17 protein-coding genes are annotated in these 16,296 nt (G+C 61.5%); 12 read left to right on the top strand and 5 right to left on the bottom strand.

From position 1 onward, the window contains the following. Positions 1 to 93: 93 nt before the first annotated feature. Positions 94 to 918 carry an IclR family transcriptional regulator gene (locus H8S55_RS05345; RefSeq protein WP_186878103.1) on the bottom strand — a complete coding sequence of 275 codons (825 nt, stop codon included), beginning with the start codon at positions 916 to 918 and terminating at the stop codon, positions 94 to 96. 274 nt (positions 919 to 1,192) lie between these two features. On the opposite strand from H8S55_RS05345, the gene H8S55_RS05340 reads away from it, so the two are divergent. The 8 genes from H8S55_RS05340 (at position 1,193) to H8S55_RS05305 (ending at position 9,003) form a co-directional block, all read left to right on the top strand. Then, the gene (locus H8S55_RS05340) at positions 1,193 to 2,077 is read left to right on the top strand and encodes a dihydrodipicolinate synthase family protein (protein ID WP_186878102.1); all 885 of its coding nucleotides are present in this window, start codon (positions 1,193 to 1,195) and stop codon (positions 2,075 to 2,077) included. Positions 2,078 to 2,145: 68 nt separating this feature from the next. Continuing rightward, positions 2,146 to 3,159 carry a tripartite tricarboxylate transporter substrate binding protein gene (locus H8S55_RS05335; protein ID WP_147561084.1) on the top strand — a complete coding sequence of 338 codons (1,014 nt, stop codon included), beginning with the start codon at positions 2,146 to 2,148 and terminating at the stop codon, positions 3,157 to 3,159. Positions 3,160 to 3,235: 76 nt separating this feature from the next. After that, positions 3,236 to 3,700, top strand: coding sequence for a tripartite tricarboxylate transporter TctB family protein (locus H8S55_RS05330; protein ID WP_147561086.1), 465 nt, complete (start codon positions 3,236 to 3,238; stop codon positions 3,698 to 3,700). A gap of 15 nt (positions 3,701 to 3,715) precedes the next feature. Next, positions 3,716 to 5,239, top strand: coding sequence for a tripartite tricarboxylate transporter permease (locus H8S55_RS05325; protein ID WP_186878101.1), 1,524 nt, complete (start codon positions 3,716 to 3,718; stop codon positions 5,237 to 5,239). Between the two features lie 73 nt (positions 5,240 to 5,312). Further along, positions 5,313 to 6,275 (top strand): bifunctional 4-hydroxy-2-oxoglutarate aldolase/2-dehydro-3-deoxy-phosphogluconate aldolase, encoded by a 963-nt coding sequence (gene eda, locus H8S55_RS05320; protein WP_186878100.1) that lies wholly within the window; start codon positions 5,313 to 5,315, stop codon positions 6,273 to 6,275. 31 nt (positions 6,276 to 6,306) lie between these two features. Continuing rightward, positions 6,307 to 7,299 (top strand): dihydroxyacetone kinase subunit DhaK, encoded by a 993-nt coding sequence (locus tag H8S55_RS05315; protein ID WP_147561092.1) that lies wholly within the window; start codon positions 6,307 to 6,309, stop codon positions 7,297 to 7,299. A 30-nt stretch (positions 7,300 to 7,329) separates the two neighbouring features. Further along, on the top strand, positions 7,330 to 7,965 hold the full coding sequence (locus H8S55_RS05310; protein ID WP_186878099.1) for a dihydroxyacetone kinase subunit L: 636 nt from the start codon (positions 7,330 to 7,332) through the stop codon (positions 7,963 to 7,965). A 15-nt stretch (positions 7,966 to 7,980) separates the two neighbouring features. Continuing rightward, positions 7,981 to 9,003 carry a sugar kinase gene (locus H8S55_RS05305; RefSeq protein WP_147561096.1) on the top strand — a complete coding sequence of 341 codons (1,023 nt, stop codon included), beginning with the start codon at positions 7,981 to 7,983 and terminating at the stop codon, positions 9,001 to 9,003. Positions 9,004 to 9,080: 77 nt separating this feature from the next. Here H8S55_RS05305 and H8S55_RS05300 read toward each other — a convergent pair whose 3' ends face one another. The 3 genes from H8S55_RS05300 to H8S55_RS05290 form a co-directional block, all read right to left on the bottom strand. Further along, positions 9,081 to 9,650: a methylated-DNA--[protein]-cysteine S-methyltransferase gene (locus H8S55_RS05300; protein ID WP_186878098.1), complete on the bottom strand. Its 570-nt coding sequence runs from the start codon at positions 9,648 to 9,650 to the stop codon at positions 9,081 to 9,083. Positions 9,651 to 9,768: 118 nt separating this feature from the next. Beyond that, a complete protein-coding gene (locus tag H8S55_RS05295; RefSeq protein ID WP_186878097.1) occupies positions 9,769 to 10,902 on the bottom strand; it encodes a sensor histidine kinase in 1,134 nt (377 codons plus the stop codon). Beyond that, complete coding sequence (locus H8S55_RS05290) at positions 10,899 to 11,576, bottom strand: response regulator transcription factor (protein ID WP_186878096.1); 678 nt, start codon at positions 11,574 to 11,576, stop codon at positions 10,899 to 10,901. The genes H8S55_RS05295 and H8S55_RS05290 overlap by 4 nt, the downstream gene beginning before the upstream one ends. 147 nt (positions 11,577 to 11,723) lie before the next feature. Here H8S55_RS05290 and H8S55_RS05285 point away from each other — a divergent pair, with 147 nt between their 5' ends. The 4 genes from H8S55_RS05285 to msrB all read left to right on the top strand — a co-directional run bounded on the left by H8S55_RS05285 (position 11,724) and on the right by msrB (position 14,938). Beyond that, positions 11,724 to 11,870 (top strand): CD1871A family CXXC motif-containing protein, encoded by a 147-nt coding sequence (locus tag H8S55_RS05285; RefSeq protein ID WP_186878095.1) that lies wholly within the window; start codon positions 11,724 to 11,726, stop codon positions 11,868 to 11,870. A gap of 25 nt (positions 11,871 to 11,895) precedes the next feature. Then, a complete protein-coding gene (locus H8S55_RS05280) occupies positions 11,896 to 12,771 on the top strand; it encodes a 4Fe-4S binding protein (protein ID WP_186878300.1) in 876 nt (291 codons plus the stop codon). After that, complete coding sequence (locus tag H8S55_RS05275; protein WP_186878094.1) at positions 12,768 to 13,721, top strand: TlpA family protein disulfide reductase; 954 nt, start codon at positions 12,768 to 12,770, stop codon at positions 13,719 to 13,721. Before H8S55_RS05280 ends, H8S55_RS05275 begins: the two co-directional genes overlap by 4 nt. Positions 13,722 to 13,972: 251 nt before the next feature. Then, positions 13,973 to 14,938 carry a peptide-methionine (R)-S-oxide reductase MsrB gene (msrB, locus tag H8S55_RS05270; protein ID WP_436233146.1) on the top strand — a complete coding sequence of 322 codons (966 nt, stop codon included), beginning with the start codon at positions 13,973 to 13,975 and terminating at the stop codon, positions 14,936 to 14,938. A 171-nt stretch (positions 14,939 to 15,109) separates the two neighbouring features. Here msrB and H8S55_RS05265 read toward each other — a convergent pair whose 3' ends face one another. Beyond that, positions 15,110 to 16,288: a PDDEXK family nuclease gene (locus H8S55_RS05265; RefSeq protein WP_186878092.1), complete on the bottom strand. Its 1,179-nt coding sequence runs from the start codon at positions 16,286 to 16,288 to the stop codon at positions 15,110 to 15,112. Between the last annotated feature and the right edge of the window lie 8 nt (positions 16,289 to 16,296).

Below are 16,296 nucleotides of genomic sequence, written 5' to 3'. Positions count from 1 at the left end.
CCCGCAGGCTGAGGGGGGCTGTCATATATGCGAGGGCGGATACGGCGCTGCATCGTCAGGCCGTATCCGCCCTTTTTCGCCCTGGGACGGGCGTTACAATGTGTTTTGGTTCTGATACAAAATAGCGGGCATCATCCGGGCGTAGGGGGACAGGGCGTTGCAGGCCCGGGAGAGAAGCTCGGCGTACTGGGGGATGTTCTCGTTTCGGATGGACAGGGTAGAGCCGGAGATGCTAAGGGCCCCGGCCACGTCCCCACGGCTGGTGCGGATGGCCATGGCCACGCATTTGACCCCCATGGTCTCCTCCTCGTTGTCCAGGGCATAGCCCCGGCGGCGGCAGACCGCCAGCTGTTCCATCAGGGCATCGTGGTCGGTGATGGTGTTCTGGGTGAAGGAGGGAAGGCCATGTTTTTGGATGATGGCCTCTACCTGTTCCGTGGGCATCTGACTGAGCATGGCCTTGCCGCAGCCGGTGCAGTGCATGGGCAGGGTCTTGCCTGATACAGAATAGGCCACCGAGCGGCGGCTGGGGTAGACGCACTCCAGATAGAATACCTGACCGCCGATGTGGGAGGTGAGGTAGATGATCTCTCCGGTGGACACCTGAAGGTCCTCCATCACCGGAACCGCATATTGGATGACAGGCATGGCCGCATGGGCGCAATAGCTCAGCTCCATGATCTTATGGCCCAGGCGGTAGGTCTGGTTCTCCGGGCTCTTGCCCAGAAAGCCAGCCTCCTCCAGGGTGCGCAGCTGGTTGAGCAGGGTGCTCTTGGGCATATTCAGAATGCGGCTGATCTGGGCCAGGGAGAGCTCCGGCTGGGTGGGGGTGAAGCAGTCCAGCACCCGCAGAGCCTTGGCGGTGGCGGTGACTCTGGCTCCGGCTGGGGATGATACGCTTTCTCGTTTATCAGACATGGTACAACGATCCTTCTCTTCAAATTCAAACACAGTCCGCCATGCCGGGGAGAGCGGACAAAACACAGACACAGTAATACAGTTACTATCCTAACGTGCATTCGTCGGAATGTCAACAGGGAAGAAAAAAGTCGGAGCAATATTGTATAAAATAAGAAAAAAGCTGTTGACATCCTACGATGGTCGTGCTAAAATGCGCTTGAAAAAACGGTTTACCCGAACGATAGTTCAGCGATACTGAACGAATGCCCGGGAAACGAAGGAGGAGTTTCCGATGAAAAAGTTGTACGGCGTGATCACTGCTATGACCACTCCCTTCACCGCGGACAACAAGGTGGATGTTGCTGCGCTGGAGGCCCAGACGGAGTACCTGATCCAGAAGGGCGTGCAGTGTCTGTATCCCTGCGGCACCACCGGCGAGATGTATCTCATGAGTGCCGAGGAGCGGGAACTGGTGGCCGAGACGGTGGTGAAGAAGGCCGCCGGGCGCGTCACCGTGTTCATCCATGTGGGTGCCATGGACCAGGACGAGACCATCCGACTGGCCCAGCACGCCCAGAAGATCGGCGCCGACGGCGTGGGCGTAGTCACGCCCAGCTATTTCACGGTGGACGAGAAGGCCATGGTGGAGTACTACAAGACGGTGTGCGCCGCCCTGCCCGAGGACTTCCCCGTCTATGTCTATGTGATCCCCCAGCTGGCGCACAACGACGTGTCCGCCGAGACCATGGAGAAGATCGCTGCCGCGTGCAAGAACGTGGTGGGCGTGAAGTACAGCTTTGCGGACATGCGCCGCATCAACGACTATCTCCATGTGCGGGGCGGCAACTTCTCCGTGGTGCCCGGTGCGGACGACCTGTTCCTGCCCTGTCTGGCCTGTGGCTGCGACGGCGTGGTGTCCGGCTGCTCCGGCCCCTTCCCCGAGGCGTTTGTGAACGTGTACAAGGCCTTCCAGTCCGGCGACCTGGCCGCCGCCCGCAAGGCCCAGGTGGAGGCCACCAAGCTGGTGAAGGTCATGCAGTTCGGCGGCGATATGTCTATCTTCAAGAACATCCTCACCTTCCGGGGCGTCCCCGGCGGCCACATGAGAAAGCCCCTGATGGACCTGGATGAGGCCGACGTGGCCAAGCTGAAGGAGACCGTGGCCCCCTACCTGTAAGCCTTTACTTAATTTGTGTTTCAACGCTGAACGGCGTGAAATAAATCAAGGAAAGAAGGATATAAGAAATGAAAAAAATCTTAGCCCTTGCCCTTGCCGCTGCCATGAGCCTGACTCTGGTCGCCTGCGGCGGAAGCAAGACCCCCGCTGCCAGCGGCAGCGCCAGCTCCGGCGGCTCCAGCAGCGCCGAGACCGTGGACTTCCCCGGCAACAAGCAGGTGTCCCTGATCGTGCCCTACTCCGCCGGCGGCGCATCCGACACCGTGGCCCGCATCTATGCCTCTGAGCTGGAGCAGTCCCTGGGCACCAGCATCGTGGTCTCCAACGTCACCGGTGCTTCCGGTGCCATCGGCCTGGAGCAGGTGCGCAACTCCAACCCCGACGGCTACACCATCGCCTACATGCCCGTGGAGTCCACCATGCTGAAGGCCCTGGGCTTCACCGACCTGTCCACCGATGACTTCCGCTTCATCGGCCGTGCCATGACCATCCCCGCCGCTGTCACCGTCCGGGCCGATGCCCCCTGGGACACCTTCGAGGACTTCGTCAACTACGCCAAGGAGCACCCCGGCGAGATCCAGGTGGGCAACTCCGGCACCGGCTCCATCTGGCACATCGCCGCTGCCTCCATTGAGAAGGAGTGCGGCGTTCAGTTCACCCACGTGCCCTTCGACGGCGCTGCCCCCGCTGTGGCTGCCCTGCTGGGCGGCAACATCCAGGCCGTCACCGTCAGCCCCTCTGAGGTAAAGAACAACGTGGACTCCGGCGACTTCAAGGTCCTGTGCGTCCTGGGCGAGAGCCGCTCCTCTGTGGTTCCCGACGTGCCCACCGCCCAGGAGCTGGGCATCGACATCACCATCCAGGGCTGGGGCGGCTTCGCTGTTCCCAAGGACACCCCTCAGGCTGTGATCGACATTCTGGAGAAGGCCTCCGAGACCGCCATCAACTCTGACTCCGTGAAGAAGACCCTGGCCGACCGGGGCTATGAGCACGCCTATCTGAGCGGCTCTGACATGGACCAGAAGGCCTCTGAGGAGCTGGCTTACTACAGCGAACTGATCCCTGAACTTGGCATTGCCTAAATGAACGACCAAAGCCGCGCTCAGGCCCTCGGGCGTGAGCGCGGCTTTCTTCTACCATGAGTTAGGAGGTTTCCCCATGCATAAAGGCGATACGATCCCCGGCCTCATTACGGCCGTGTTCGGTTATTCCGTTGCCATCTACGTCCTGTTGGAGGACACCATGCGCTGGAACGCCCAGTCCTCTGACGGCGTGCCCGGTGCGGGCTTCTTCCCGGTGCTGCTGGGCTTTGCCGTGGGCATCCTGGGCACCATTTTGTTTATCCGCGGGCTGCTGCAAAAGGGCAGCGTACAGTATTTTCAGGTGGACCCTGAGATCAAATTCAACTTAAAGCGCTTGGGGCTGGCCGCTCTGAGCATGATCGTGTTTTTCATCCTGTGGCGCACGACCCATCAGTTTATCGTCTGTGTCGCCCTGGTCTGCTTTGGGCTGAACGCAGTGTTTGGCCGGAAGCTGAAGTATAACATCATCTATACCGTGGTTTTCACTGCGTTTATCTACGCCGCGTTTGTGGTCGGATTTTCCGTCCAGTTCAATCGTTAAAGGAGATGAAGTTCAATGACTGCTGACGTTTGGTTCAGTGCACTGCAATCGTGCCTACAACCCTCAGTCCTGCTGTTTCTGGCCATTGGTGTGTGCATCGGCACCATCATCGGCGCTCTGCCCGGCCTGTCGGCCACCATGGGTATTGCCATCATGACTCCCATCACCTTCTGGTTTGCGCCCTCCGACGGTTTTGCCATGCTGATGGGCCTGTGGAACGCCGCCATTTTCGCCGGAGGCATCTCCGCCATTCTGGTGAACACCCCCGGTACCCCCGCCTCCATCTGTCAGGCCTTTGACGGCTACAACCTGTACCGTCAGGGCAAGGGCGGACTGGCCCTGGGCATCAACGTGATCTATTCCTTCATCGGTGGTATCTTCTCCACCTTCTGCCTGATCCTGTTCTCCACCCCCATCGCCCGGTTCACCATCTCCTTCAATGCCCCGGAGTACTGCATGCTGGCCCTGTTCGGCCTGTCCATGATGGTGGCCGTGTCTGACGGAAGCGTGCTGAAGGGCCTGATCCTGGGGCTGGCGGGCATTCTGCTCTCCTGCGTGGGCCTGGACCCCATCCTGTCCATCAGACGATTCACCTTCGGCCAGACGGCCCTGCTGGGCGGCATCTCCTTCATCCCCGTGATGATCGGCATGTTCGGCATCGGTGAGGTGTTCTATCAGATCTACACCTTCCGCAAGGCCGAGCAGGAGGCGGAGCTGGAGGCCCGCAAGGTCAACCTGTCCCTGGGCCGGGTGCTGCCCACCGCCAAGCAGGCCAAGGAACTGGCCATCCCCACCCTGATCGGTGCCGTTGAGGGCACGGTCATCGGCGCCATCCCCGCCGCCGGCGGCGACATCGCCTCCATCATCTCCTGGGGCAACGCCAAGAAGATGAGCAAACACCCCGAGGAGTACGGCAAGGGCTCTCTGGAGGGTTTGGCTGTGGCTTCCTCCGCCAATAATGCGGTGATCGGCGGCGCTATGACCACCATGATGACCCTGGGCATCCCCGGCGATGCGGTCACCGCCATCCTGATCGGCTCCCTGACCATGTACGGCATGCAGCCCGGCATCAAGATGTTCACCGAGAACGTCACCTTCACCGCCACCATCATGATCCTGATGCTGCTGGCCAACGTGGTATTCCTCATCTTCGGTCTGGCCACCGCCAAAATTTCCGCCAAGGTGCTGAACGTGTCTCAGCCCACGGTGTGGACCGCCGTGTGCATCCTGTGCGTGGTGGGCTCCTTCGCCCTGAACAACACCTTCTTCGACGTGGGCGTCATGTTCGCCGCCGGTGTGCTGGGCTTCTTCCTGAAGGTGTTCAAGTTCCCCAACGGCCCCTTTGTGCTGGGTCTGCTGCTGGGCTCCATGCTGGAGTCCAACATGCGCCGGGCCCTGGTGATGAGCCACGGCAGCTGGGCGACCTTTGTCACCCGCCCCGTGTCCTGTGTGCTGTTCATCGCCATTGTGCTCACCTTCTGCTGGCCGGTGCTCAAGGCCGCGATGGCCAAGAAGAAGGCCGCCGCCCAGGCGAAGTAATGTTCTCTTGCTCGTCTGCGGGCTGCCGTGTTGTGGGGAGCCCGCAGACGGCTGTTTGAAAGGAGCAATTTGTATGGACGCATTATCTGTGATCAAGGACCACGGCATTATCCCCGTATTGGGACTGAAAGACCCGGAGACCGCCCCCCAGGTGGCCGCCGCCCTGAGAGCGGGGGGACTGCCCCTGTTGGAGGTGACCATGCGGGCCCCCCTGGCCATGGACTGCCTGAAGGCCATCAAGGCCGCCGACCCGGACATGCTGGTGGGTGCGGGGACCATTCTGCACACCCAGCAGGTGGATCAGGCCAAGGCCGCCGGAGCGGACTTTATCGTCGCCCCCGGCTTCAATCCCGCCGTGGTGAAGCGCTGCCAGGAGCTGGGCCTGCCCGTGGTCCCCGGCTGCATCACCCCCACCGAGATCGAGGCGGGGCTGGCGCTGGGCCTGACCACCTTTAAGTTCTTCCCCTCTGAGGCCATGAACGGCATGGCCACCATCAAGCAGCTGTGCGGCCCCTATGGCAGCATCCAGTTCATCCCCACCGCCGGGATCACCATGGACAACCTGGAGAACTATCTCTCCAGCGACAAGATCGCCGCCGTGGGCGGCAGCTTTATGGCCCCATCCGCCATGGTGGACGCCCAGGACTGGGCGGGCATCACGGCCCTGTGCAGAAAGGCGGTGGACAAGTCCCTGGGCTTTACCCTGGCCCATGTGGGCATCAACGGCGAGAGCAAGGACGAGGGCCTGGGCGCCGCAGAGTGGTTCAACCGCTGCTTCGGCTGGCCGGTGAAGGAGGGGGGACGCTCCAACTTCGCGGCCACCTATGTGGAGTGCTGCAACCAGCGCTTCCCCGGAAAGTTCGGCCACATCGGTGTATTCACCCTGTCCATGCGCCGGGCCCTGGCCTATTTCCGGGCCCACGGCATCGCCACCCGGGAGGAGTTCAAAAACGTGAACGCCAAGGGCGAGCTGGTGGCCGTCTATCTGGAAGAGGAAGTGGGCGGCTTTGCGGTCCACATTGTAAAAAAGTCTTAAACATCTGAAATTTGGCATAGGAGGAGTTCCCATGAAAAAGATCATCAACGATCCCGCTCAGTATACCGACGATATGCTCCAGGGCATCTATCGGGCCCACGGGGATCAGGTGGGCTATGTGAACGGCGATCTGCGCTGCTACTGCACCAAGAAGAAGGTCCCCGGCAAGGTCGCCATCATCACCGGCGGCGGCACGGGCCACCTGCCCCTGTTCCTGGGCTATGTGGGGGAGAACCTGCTGGACGGCTGCGCCGTGGGCAGCGTGTTCCAGTCCCCCAGCGCCGAGCAGATCTACGAGATCAGCAAGGCCGTGGAGGCGGGGGCCGGCGTGCTCTATCTCTATGGCAACTACACCGGCGATATCATGAACTTTGACATGGCCGCCGAGATGTGCGACATGGACGACATCAAGACCGCCTCCATCGTGGGCGCGGACGACGTGAACTCCAATGCGGACGTGAACGCCCGCCGGGGCGTGGCCGGTATCTTCTTCATGTATAAGTGCGCCGGGGCCAAGGCCGCCCAGATGGGTACCCTGGACGAGGTGCTGGCCGCCGCCCAGAAGGCCAAGGACAACACCCGCACCGTGGGCTTTGCCCTGACCCCCTGCGTCATCCCCGAGATCGGCCACGCCAACTTCACCCTGGGGGAGAACGAGATGGCCATGGGCATGGGCATCCACGGGGAGCCCGGCGTGTGGAACGGCCCGGTGAAGACCGCCGACGAGCTGGCCGAGGAGTCTTTGAACACCCTGCTGAACGATATGCCCGTGGCGGCGGGGGAGGAGGTGGCCCTGCTCATCAACGGCCTGGGCGCCACCTCTGCCGAGGAGCTGTACATCCTGTCCAACAGCGTGTCCCAGCGGCTGGAGGACAAGGGCATCCGCATCTACCGCACCTTTGTGGGCGAGTTTGCCACCTCCATGGAGATGGCGGGTGCGTCCATCTCCATCATGAAGCTGGACGACGAGACCCGGGCCATGCTGGATATGCCCGTGGCCACCCCCTTCTATTGCCAGAAGTAAGCGGGAGCAGCAGGAAAGGAAGCGCATCGCATGAACGAGATCAAAAGCAGCGACTGGACTGCCATCCTCCAGTCTGTGGCCCGGGTGATGACGGACAACGCCGACCACCTGTGTGAGATGGACGCCCGCATGGGCGACGGCGATCTGGGCCTGACCATGAAGAAGGGCTACTGCGCCCTGCCCGAGCTCTATGCCGGTCTGGAAGAGGCGGATATGGGCAAGCGGCTGTCCAAGTCCGGCATGAAGATGTCCGGTGTGGTGCCCTCCACCATGGGCACGCTCATGTCCTCCGGCTGGATGGAGGGCGGCAAGCGCCTGGTGGGCAAGGAGACGGTGGACGCGGCAGGTTATGCGGCATTCCTCCGGGGCTTTGCCGACGGCATCATCAAGCGGGGCAAGTGCGCCCCCGGCGACCGCACCGTGCTGGATGCGATCCACCCCGCCGCGGAGGCGGCGGAGAAGGCCGCCGCTGCCGGGGCCGGTCTGGCTGACACCGCCAAGGCCGCCCTGGAGGGGGCCAAGGCCGGACTGGAGGCCACCAAGGACATGAAGCCCAAGTATGGCAAGGCGGCGGTGTTCGCCGCCAAGGCCCTGGGCACCGAGGACCAGGGGGCCACCGCCGGGATGCTGCTGGTGCAGGGACTGTACGACGGCATCGTGAAATAAGGAGAGATGAGCGAAATGAAAAAAATGGTAGGCTTCGGAGACTATATGCTCCGACTGAACCCGGAGGGCTATCTGCGCTTTCTCCAGGCGGACCGCTTTCTGGTCAACTACACCGGGGCGGAGGCCAACGTGTGCGTCTCCCTGGCTATGATGGGCATGGACACCGACTTTGTCACCCGTCTGCCCGAAAACGACATCGCCGCCGCCGGCGTGGCCCAGCTGCGCAAGTTCGGCGTGGGCACCGGCCACATCGCCTATGGCGGCGAGCGCATGGGCGTGTTCTATGTGGAGAAGGGGGCCTCTCAGCGGCCCTCTAAGGTGGTGTACGACCGGAAATACTCCTCCATCGCCCAGTGCTCCTATGAGGACTTTGACTGGGAGGCCATCTTTGCCGGGGCCAGCAACTTCCACATGACGGGCATCACCCCCGCCCTGAGCAAGACCATCCCCCAGGTGTGCATCCAGGCCTGCAAAAAGGCCAAGGAGATGGGGCTGACCATCAGCTGCGACCTGAACTATCGCAAGAACCTGTGGACCGAGGCGGAGGCCAAGGCCTGCATGACCCAGCTGATGCCCTACATCGACATTCTGGTGGCCAACGAGGAGGATGCGGAAAAGGTCCTGGGCATCAAGGCCCGGGATACCGACGTGACCCAGGGCAAGCTGAACCGGGAGGGCTATGTGGATGTGGCCGAGCAGATCTGCCAGACCTATGGCACCAAGATGGTAGCCGTCACCCTGCGGCGGAGCATCAGCGCCTCGGACAACGAGTGGAGCGCCATGCTGTACACCGGCGGCCAGCCCTATTTCTCCCGCCAGTACATGGTCCACCTGGTGGACCGGGTGGGCGGGGGCGACTCCTTCACCGCCGGGCTGCTGTACGGCGTGATGAACGGCTACGGACCCCAGGAGACCATCGAGTACGCCGCTGCGGCCTCCTGTCTGAAGCAGACCATGGAGATGGACTTCAACCTGTCCACCGCCGACGAGGTCAAGCGCCTGGTGGCCGGGGACGGCTCCGGCCGGGTGCAGAGATAACAGAAAGAAAGCAAAGCCCAAGGGCCGCTGTTTTTGCAGCGGCCCTTGGGCTGTTTCCGGGGGCATACCAGGGTGTCTCAGGCTCCAGAGAGAGGAGGAGCAGCGTCTGAATAGGAAAGGGCGGTGCCGGGCTTTGGCAGAAACAGACCGGCCATATCCGTTCCTTCCAACTCCAGCAGACGGACTTTTTTGTCGATGCCCCCGGCATAGCCGGTGAGGTTGCCCCCGGAACCCACCACCCGGTGGCAGGGAATGAGGATGGAGATGGGGTTGTGGCCCACCGCGCCGCCCACGGCCTGGGCGGACATATGAACCAGCCCCTGTTCGGCCGCCAAGCGCCGGGCCAGCTCGCCATAGGTGACGGTGCGGCCATAGGGGATCTGCAGCAGCAGCTCCCACACCGCCCGACGGAAGGGAGTGCCCAGGGGGTGGAGGGGCGGCAGAAAATCGGGTTCTCTGCCGGAGAAATAGATATCCAGCCACCGCTTGACCTCTGCCAGAGTGGCGGTCTCCTTCTGGATATGCTCCTGGGGGAGGGTATCGGCGGAATACTTCTGTCCGTGGAACCACAGGCCGGTGAGGCCGACCTCATCGGCAGCGATCAGGATGCTGCCCAGGGGGGAGTGATAATACTGGGTATGGGTCATGGGGTACACCTCCGAGCATGAATTGTTTGGTTGAACGCGGATGGGAATGTCAGCGCGAGTCGGGCGGGCAGGGGAGATGCTGTTCCGGGCAGAGCCGAGACGGGGCCTGCCCGGAAATTTATTGCACCGGAAGCTCCACGGCGATGGTGGTTCCCCTCTCACCGCTGTCCTCCACCCGGACAGAACCGCCGTGGAGGCCCACGATCTCCCATACCAGCGAGAGCCCCAGCCCCGCGCCGCCGTACTCCCGGCTGCGGGACTTGTCGATACGGAAAAAGGGCTGGAAGACGCTCTGCTGATATTCCGCCGGGATGCCGCAGCCAGTATCGGAAACACGGATCAGGAGCTTTTCCGTCTCCTGGGTGACAGTGACCTGCACAGAGCCGCCGGGGCGGTTGTATTTCACGGCGTTCTCCGTCAGATTGAAGAGCAGACGGTAGATCAGCGCGTCGCTGCCAGTCATGCGCCCGTCTCCCTCCGCCGCCAGCGCGATATTCCGCTTCTCCGCCAGCGGGGCCAGGTCTGTGAAGATCTCCTCGATCATGGGTGCAAGCTGGATGTGCTCGTTCCGGGCCACCTGCTGCAGATTGCTCATCTCCAGCAGGGTCTTGGTCATCTGGGTCAGCCGCTCTGTCTGCTCCCGCAGCAGGGCGAGAAACTCCGCCGCCTCTGGAGGTACGTCGGGATGCTCCGCGGAAAACAGCTCCAACCGCGCCTGCATCAGCGCCAGCGGGGTGCGCAGCTCGTGGGCGGCGTTTCCGGTGAACTGCCGCTGGGCGGCGAAGGCGTTGTTCAGCCGCTGCAGCATCTGGTTGAAGGAGCGGCTCAGCTGCCGGAACTCCGAAAGGACATCCTCGTTGATCTCCATATCCGCCAGATTGTTCAGCTGTACCTTCTCCACCTGTGCGGCAAAGCTGCGCAGGGGCTTTAGGGCGTGCCCACTGACGAAATAGGCCAGGATGCCGCTCAGCGCCGTCACCGCCGCGGTGATATACCAGTTGGTCGCCCGAAAGCGCCCCTGCGCCCCGTCAACGATGATGGTCAGGCCGTCATCGGGGGTGAGAAGCTGCGGGTCAAAGCTCGCCGCTGCCTCCCCCTGAACCACAAGGGGGCCGCCCTGCAAGGTGTCCACAATGGTGTCCATATAGTACATGCCGGAATAGCACAGCAGCAGATTCATGGCGACGCAGGTGATACCGATGAGCAGGACGGTCATCAGCGTGATGCGCCACTGCAGGGACAGGCGATTCATCCCTCCTCGCCTCCCATCAGATAGCCCTCACCGATGCGGTTGCGGATGGGGTCATAGCCCAGCGCGGCACGGAGCTTTTTCCGCAAGGCGGAGATGTGGACCCGGATGGAGTTGCTGAAGCTGTCCACGCTGTTGTCCCAGACGTGGTCCATCAGCTCCTCCTGACTCACCGGCCGCCCCTGATGCACCATCAGGTACTCCAGGATACCCGTCTCCTTGCGAGTCAGCGTCAGCGGCTGCCCGTTGGCGGCGGCGGCGCGGGAGCGGGTGTCGAAGCACAGGCCGCCGCAGGTCAGCAGCACGTCCCGCTGGGTGAACTGCCGCAGGGTCAGACTGCGGATGCGGGCCTCCAGCTCGGCCAGGTGAAAGGGCTTTGCCAGGTAGTCGTTGGCCCCGGCATCCAATCCCTCCACCTTGTCCTCCACCTCGCCCCGGGCGGAGAGGATCAGCACCTTTGTCTCCCGGTCGGTCTGCCGCAGGGTGCGCAGCACCGTCATGCCGTCCTTCCCCGGCAGATTCAGATCCAGCAAGATCAGGTCGTATTGTTCAACAGCGATCAGCTCCAGCGCTTTTTCCCCGTCATAACAGCAGTCCACGCTGTAGGCCAGATGCCGCAGACTGCGGGCGATGGTCTCGCACAGGGCGCGCTCATCTTCAATTACTAAAAGGTGCATGAGAGCCCTCCTTTTTATTTCTCCGTTTTTGTGTTGTTTTCATTATAGCAAAAATAGATAAGGTTTGCGTTAAGTTTTCGTTCTTAACAGAGACTTTAACTCCCCCGCGCTATGATGGGGGCAGAACATCGGAAAGGGTGAGGATATTTGAATTGGGAAAGAAAGACGGCGGCGCAGATCGTGCTGCTGGTGGCCGGAGCCGCCATGCTGTGCTTCGGTGTCTGGCGGGGCGAGGCGGCGACGGTGCTGAGCAAAGCCATCAAACTATGTCTGGAGTGTGTGGGCATTGGGTAAAAAGTTTTCAGGCGTTTCGCAGACCATGTCCCGCTTCCGGGGCTGGATTCAGGCGGGTGCGACGCTGCTGACAAACCTGCACCTGCCCAACTTTCTCAAGGGCGGGCTGTATCAGGGGGCAGGGAAGACCGTCTGCGTGCCGGGGCTGAACTGCTATTCCTGCCCGGCAGCGTCCGGGGCCTGCCCCATCGGGGCGTTTCAGGCGGTGGTGGGCTCGTCCAAGTTCAGCTTCTCCTATTATATCACAGGCTTTCTCATCCTGCTGGGGGTGCTGCTGGGGCGCTTTATCTGCGGCTTCCTGTGTCCCTTCGGCTGGTTCCAGGAGCTGCTGCATAAGATCCCGACAAAGAAGCTCTCCACAAAGAAGCTCAGGCCCCTGACCTATCTGAAGTACGTTGTACTGCTGGTGATGGTGTTCCTGCTGCCGGCGTTCCTGGTGAACGATGTGGGCATGGGCGACCCGTTCTTCTGCAAATACCTCTGCCCCCAGGGGGTGCTGGAGGGGGCCATCCCGCTGTCCCTTGCCAACTCTGGCATCCGGGCGGCCCTGGGCAGGCTCTTCACCTGGAAGCTCGGCATTTTGCTGACGGTGATCGCACTGAGCGTGGTGTTCTACCGCCCTTTCTGCAAGTGGCTCTGCCCGCTTGGCGCATTCTACGCGCTGTTCAACAAGGTGTCCCTCTTCCAGATGAAGGTGGACGAAAATAAGTGCATTTCCTGCGGCAAATGCGCCAAGGCCTGCAAGATGGACGTGGATGTGACCAGGACCCCCAACCATACCGAGTGCATCCGCTGCGGAATGTGCATCCGCGCCTGTCCGACGAACGCCGTGTGCTTCCGTTACGGCTTCGGCAACGGGAAAGAAACAACAAAGAAAACAACGATGGAGGAATCAAAATGAACAGGAAGAGAATTTTTACACTGGCGCTTGCCGTGCTGATGGTGCTGGCTCTAGCCGCCTGCGGCACGAAGAACAATGACAAGATGGGCGACATGAGCGGCAACAGCTCCGCCATGACCGGCGAGCCGAAAACCGCCGAGGAGGCGCTCGCCCTGCACAAGGAGCTGCTGGAGCGGGAGAACGCGATCCTGTCGGAAAAGACCGAGCTGTGGGAAAAGGTCTTTATGGAGGCTGACAAGGGCATGATCGAGGACGGGAAAAACTACGGCGACTTCCTGCTGGATACCGTCGAGACCGAGAAAGAGCAGTTCACCGACAAGGAGTATGAGTGGCTGAAGGAGTCAGCCACGGAGATCAGCAATATTGAAAACAGGCTGACCGAGCTGGAAGAGAAGTATCCCGAGATCATGCAGAAATCCATGGACGGCGATATGAGCATGCCCGCGGGCAGCGACACGAGCACCCCTCCCGACGACGGCAGTATGCAGAAGTTCCCCGCCTTTGAAGGGAAAGACCTGGATGGCAACACGGTGAAGAGCGACGAGCTGTTCTCCGGCAACGCCGTTACCGTAGTGAATTTCTGGTTCACCACCTGCAATCCCTGCGTGGGCGAGCTTTCCGAACTGGACGCGCTGAACAAGGAGCTTGCGGAGAAGGGCGGCGCGCTCATCGGCATCAACTCCTTTACTCTCGACGGCGACGAGAAGGCCATCGCCGAGGCGAAGGAGGTGCTTGCCAAGAAGGGCGCGACCTATCAAAACATCTATTTCGGCTCCGGCGGCGATGCCGGTAAGTTTGTGGAGAATGTCTTCGCCTATCCCACCACCTATGTAGTCGACCGCAACGGCAACATCGTGGGTGAGCCCATTGTGGGTGCCGTCACGGAAAAGAATCAGGCGGAGACGCTGCAAAAGCTCATCGACCAGGCCCTCGCCGCCGATATGGGCTGACCTGAGATTTAAAAAAGCGCCTGCTGCGCGCCATTGCATTGTCCCCGGCGCACGAAGGGGCGGAGTGAGCCCAGCTTCCCCTGAAAGGAGGAAACGCGATGCATCGAAGCGTATTGGCCCTGCTTTTCGCCGCAGTGCTGCTGCTCAGCGGCTGCGCCGCCGGGCGGCAGACTGTGCCGAAGGAAAAGAGCGGACAGGAAACAAACATGGACGGACTGGCTTTTGACCAGTCTGACGAGGAGATCACCTATATGGATACCACGGAAAATGTCATCTATCTGGCGGGCGGCTGCTTCTGGGGCATGGAACAGCTGATGCAGTCCATCCCCGGCGTCATCGATGCCGAGAGCGGCTACGCCAACGGCACCTGTGAGGCGGACGCCGATTACAAGACCGTCTGCAAGGGAGAGACCGGCTTTCGGGAGACCGTGCGGGTGGAATACGACCCCGAGCAGGTGAGCCTCGATGCGCTTCTGCTGGCATACTTCTATGTCATCGACCCCACGGTACAAAACCGGCAGGGCAACGACCGGGGCAGCCAGTACCAGACCGGCGTTTACTTCACCAATGAAAGCGCGAGAGAAACGGTGAAGCGCATCGCGGAGATCGAGCGCAGCCGCAGCGAGAAATTCTTTGTGGAGATCGGCCCGCTCAAGAACTACTATCCCGCCGAGGAATATCACCAGAACTACCTCGAAAAGAATCCGAACGGCTACTGCCACATCCCGCGCGCGGAGATGGAGCTCTTCTCCAAACTGCGCATCGACCCGGGCGACTATCAGAAGCCCGCGGCGGAGTCCATTCGTGACGAGCTGACGGCGGAGCAGTACCGCGTCACGCAGGAGAGCGGCACGGAGCGCGCCTTCACGGGCGAGTTCTGGGACAAGTTTGAAAAGGGCATCTATGTGGATGTCGTCACCGGCGAGCCGCTCTTTTCCTCCACGGATAAGTATGAAAGCGGCTGCGGCTGGCCCGCCTTTACAAAGCCCATTGAGGGTCCTGCCGTGGTGGAGAAAGAGGATCTGAGCCACGGGATGCGTCGCACGGAGGTCAGAAGCCGCGCCGGAGATTCTCACCTTGGTCATGTGTTCACCGGCGATCCGGAGTCGCCCAACGGCGTGCGCTACTGCATCAACAGCGCGGCCCTGCGCTTCGTCCCCTATGAAAAAATGGAGGCCGAGGGCTACGGATATCTGCTGCATCTGTTTGAAAAATAGGATGCAAGCGGTCGGCAGTTCTTATGCAAAGTACCATTGTGGTCGACCGCAGCGGCAATATGGGCTGAGAGCAGGCGCGAGCGGGGCAACAATATAATACAATAGAGAACGGGGCTTGCTGTCTGCGCCATGCGGACAGCAAGCCCCGTTTGCTCTGTCTGGAGCCTGGGGTCATTCCACCTTCATGATGACCTTCAGCCGGTGGACCAGCTGCCCGGTTTTCAGCTCCTCTAAATCGATGACAGCGATGCCCAGCTGGGCGGCCCGGTGTCGAGCTGCGGCGTGGCAGGGCTCGGTGGTGACGATGGCCGCTTTGGCCCCCTTTCCGCCGAAGCGGTCCCGGAGGATGGCCAGCTCGTTCAGCGCCTCCGTCTTCACATCGCAGGCCTTGCAGCTGAGAAACAGGGGGATCACGCCCCGGGCGGCCATCACGTCGATCTCGTTGGAGACGCTGCCGTGGCCCAGCACGTCGTCCCACCGTACCACGGCGCTGCTGATGACATCGTGGAAGATGCCGGAGTCGATGCAGGCTTTGTAGGCATACAGCTCCAGCGCGCTGCCCACGTCCCGCAGCCAGGCACGGGTATTCAGGTCCCGGAAGGAGAAGGACACCTGCTCTCCGGGGACGATGTTCAGATCCCGGATGAAGTCGATTTGGGCCAGCGCCTGCAGGGCGGCCTCGTTGGCGGAATTCCGGGACCCGTGGTCGCCCTTTACCGTATAGCCGCCGTGAACGGCCAGAGACGGGACCTGACCGTATTCCCCGGGGGAGATGCGCTGAATGTAGGAGACGACATCGCTCCACTCCCGGCGGGATTGGAGAAAGCAGACGAAGAGGGGGTCGAAATCGGGCAGGTATCGGGACAGGATGTGGTTGTCCACCCGGCCGGGCAACAGAGTGCCCCCGGCCATGAGGAAGAACTCCTCGATGGAATAAGTGAGGGGACAGTTTAGGTTGTCGGCGAAGGCCGCATCGGAGATGTTATAGAAGCGGTTTTTCTTTCGGGAGTAAGTAAAGGCGGGCACGCCCTGCTGGGCGGAGAACATCCCCGCCGCGAACAGAGCCGCATCGCTGCCCCCGGTGACGTCCAGGGCGCAGTCGGGATACTTCTCCCCGATGGAGATCAGCTGGCGCAGGATACGGTCCGCCTTGAACAGGCTGGTCTCCACAAAGACAAGCTCCGGTTCCCAGCCCCGCCGCTGAAAAAAAGCACTCAGCTTCTTCTGCCGGGTGTGGTCCCGGACGATCTCCCCGGGGCAGAGATAGACGATGCGCTGGGGGCGGAACATGTCCGGGGCGAGAATGTTCTCAATGGCCCGCTCGTCATACAGCTCGATCAAAGTATTCATGGAATGCT

It is taken from the genome of Flintibacter faecis, from assembly GCF_014287875.1.
In the GTDB taxonomy this organism is placed as follows: domain Bacteria; phylum Bacillota; class Clostridia; order Oscillospirales; family Oscillospiraceae; genus Lawsonibacter; species Lawsonibacter faecis_A.
The sequence above is the reverse complement of the archived record's forward strand: the minus strand, read 5'-3'. Positions and strand labels throughout refer to the sequence as shown.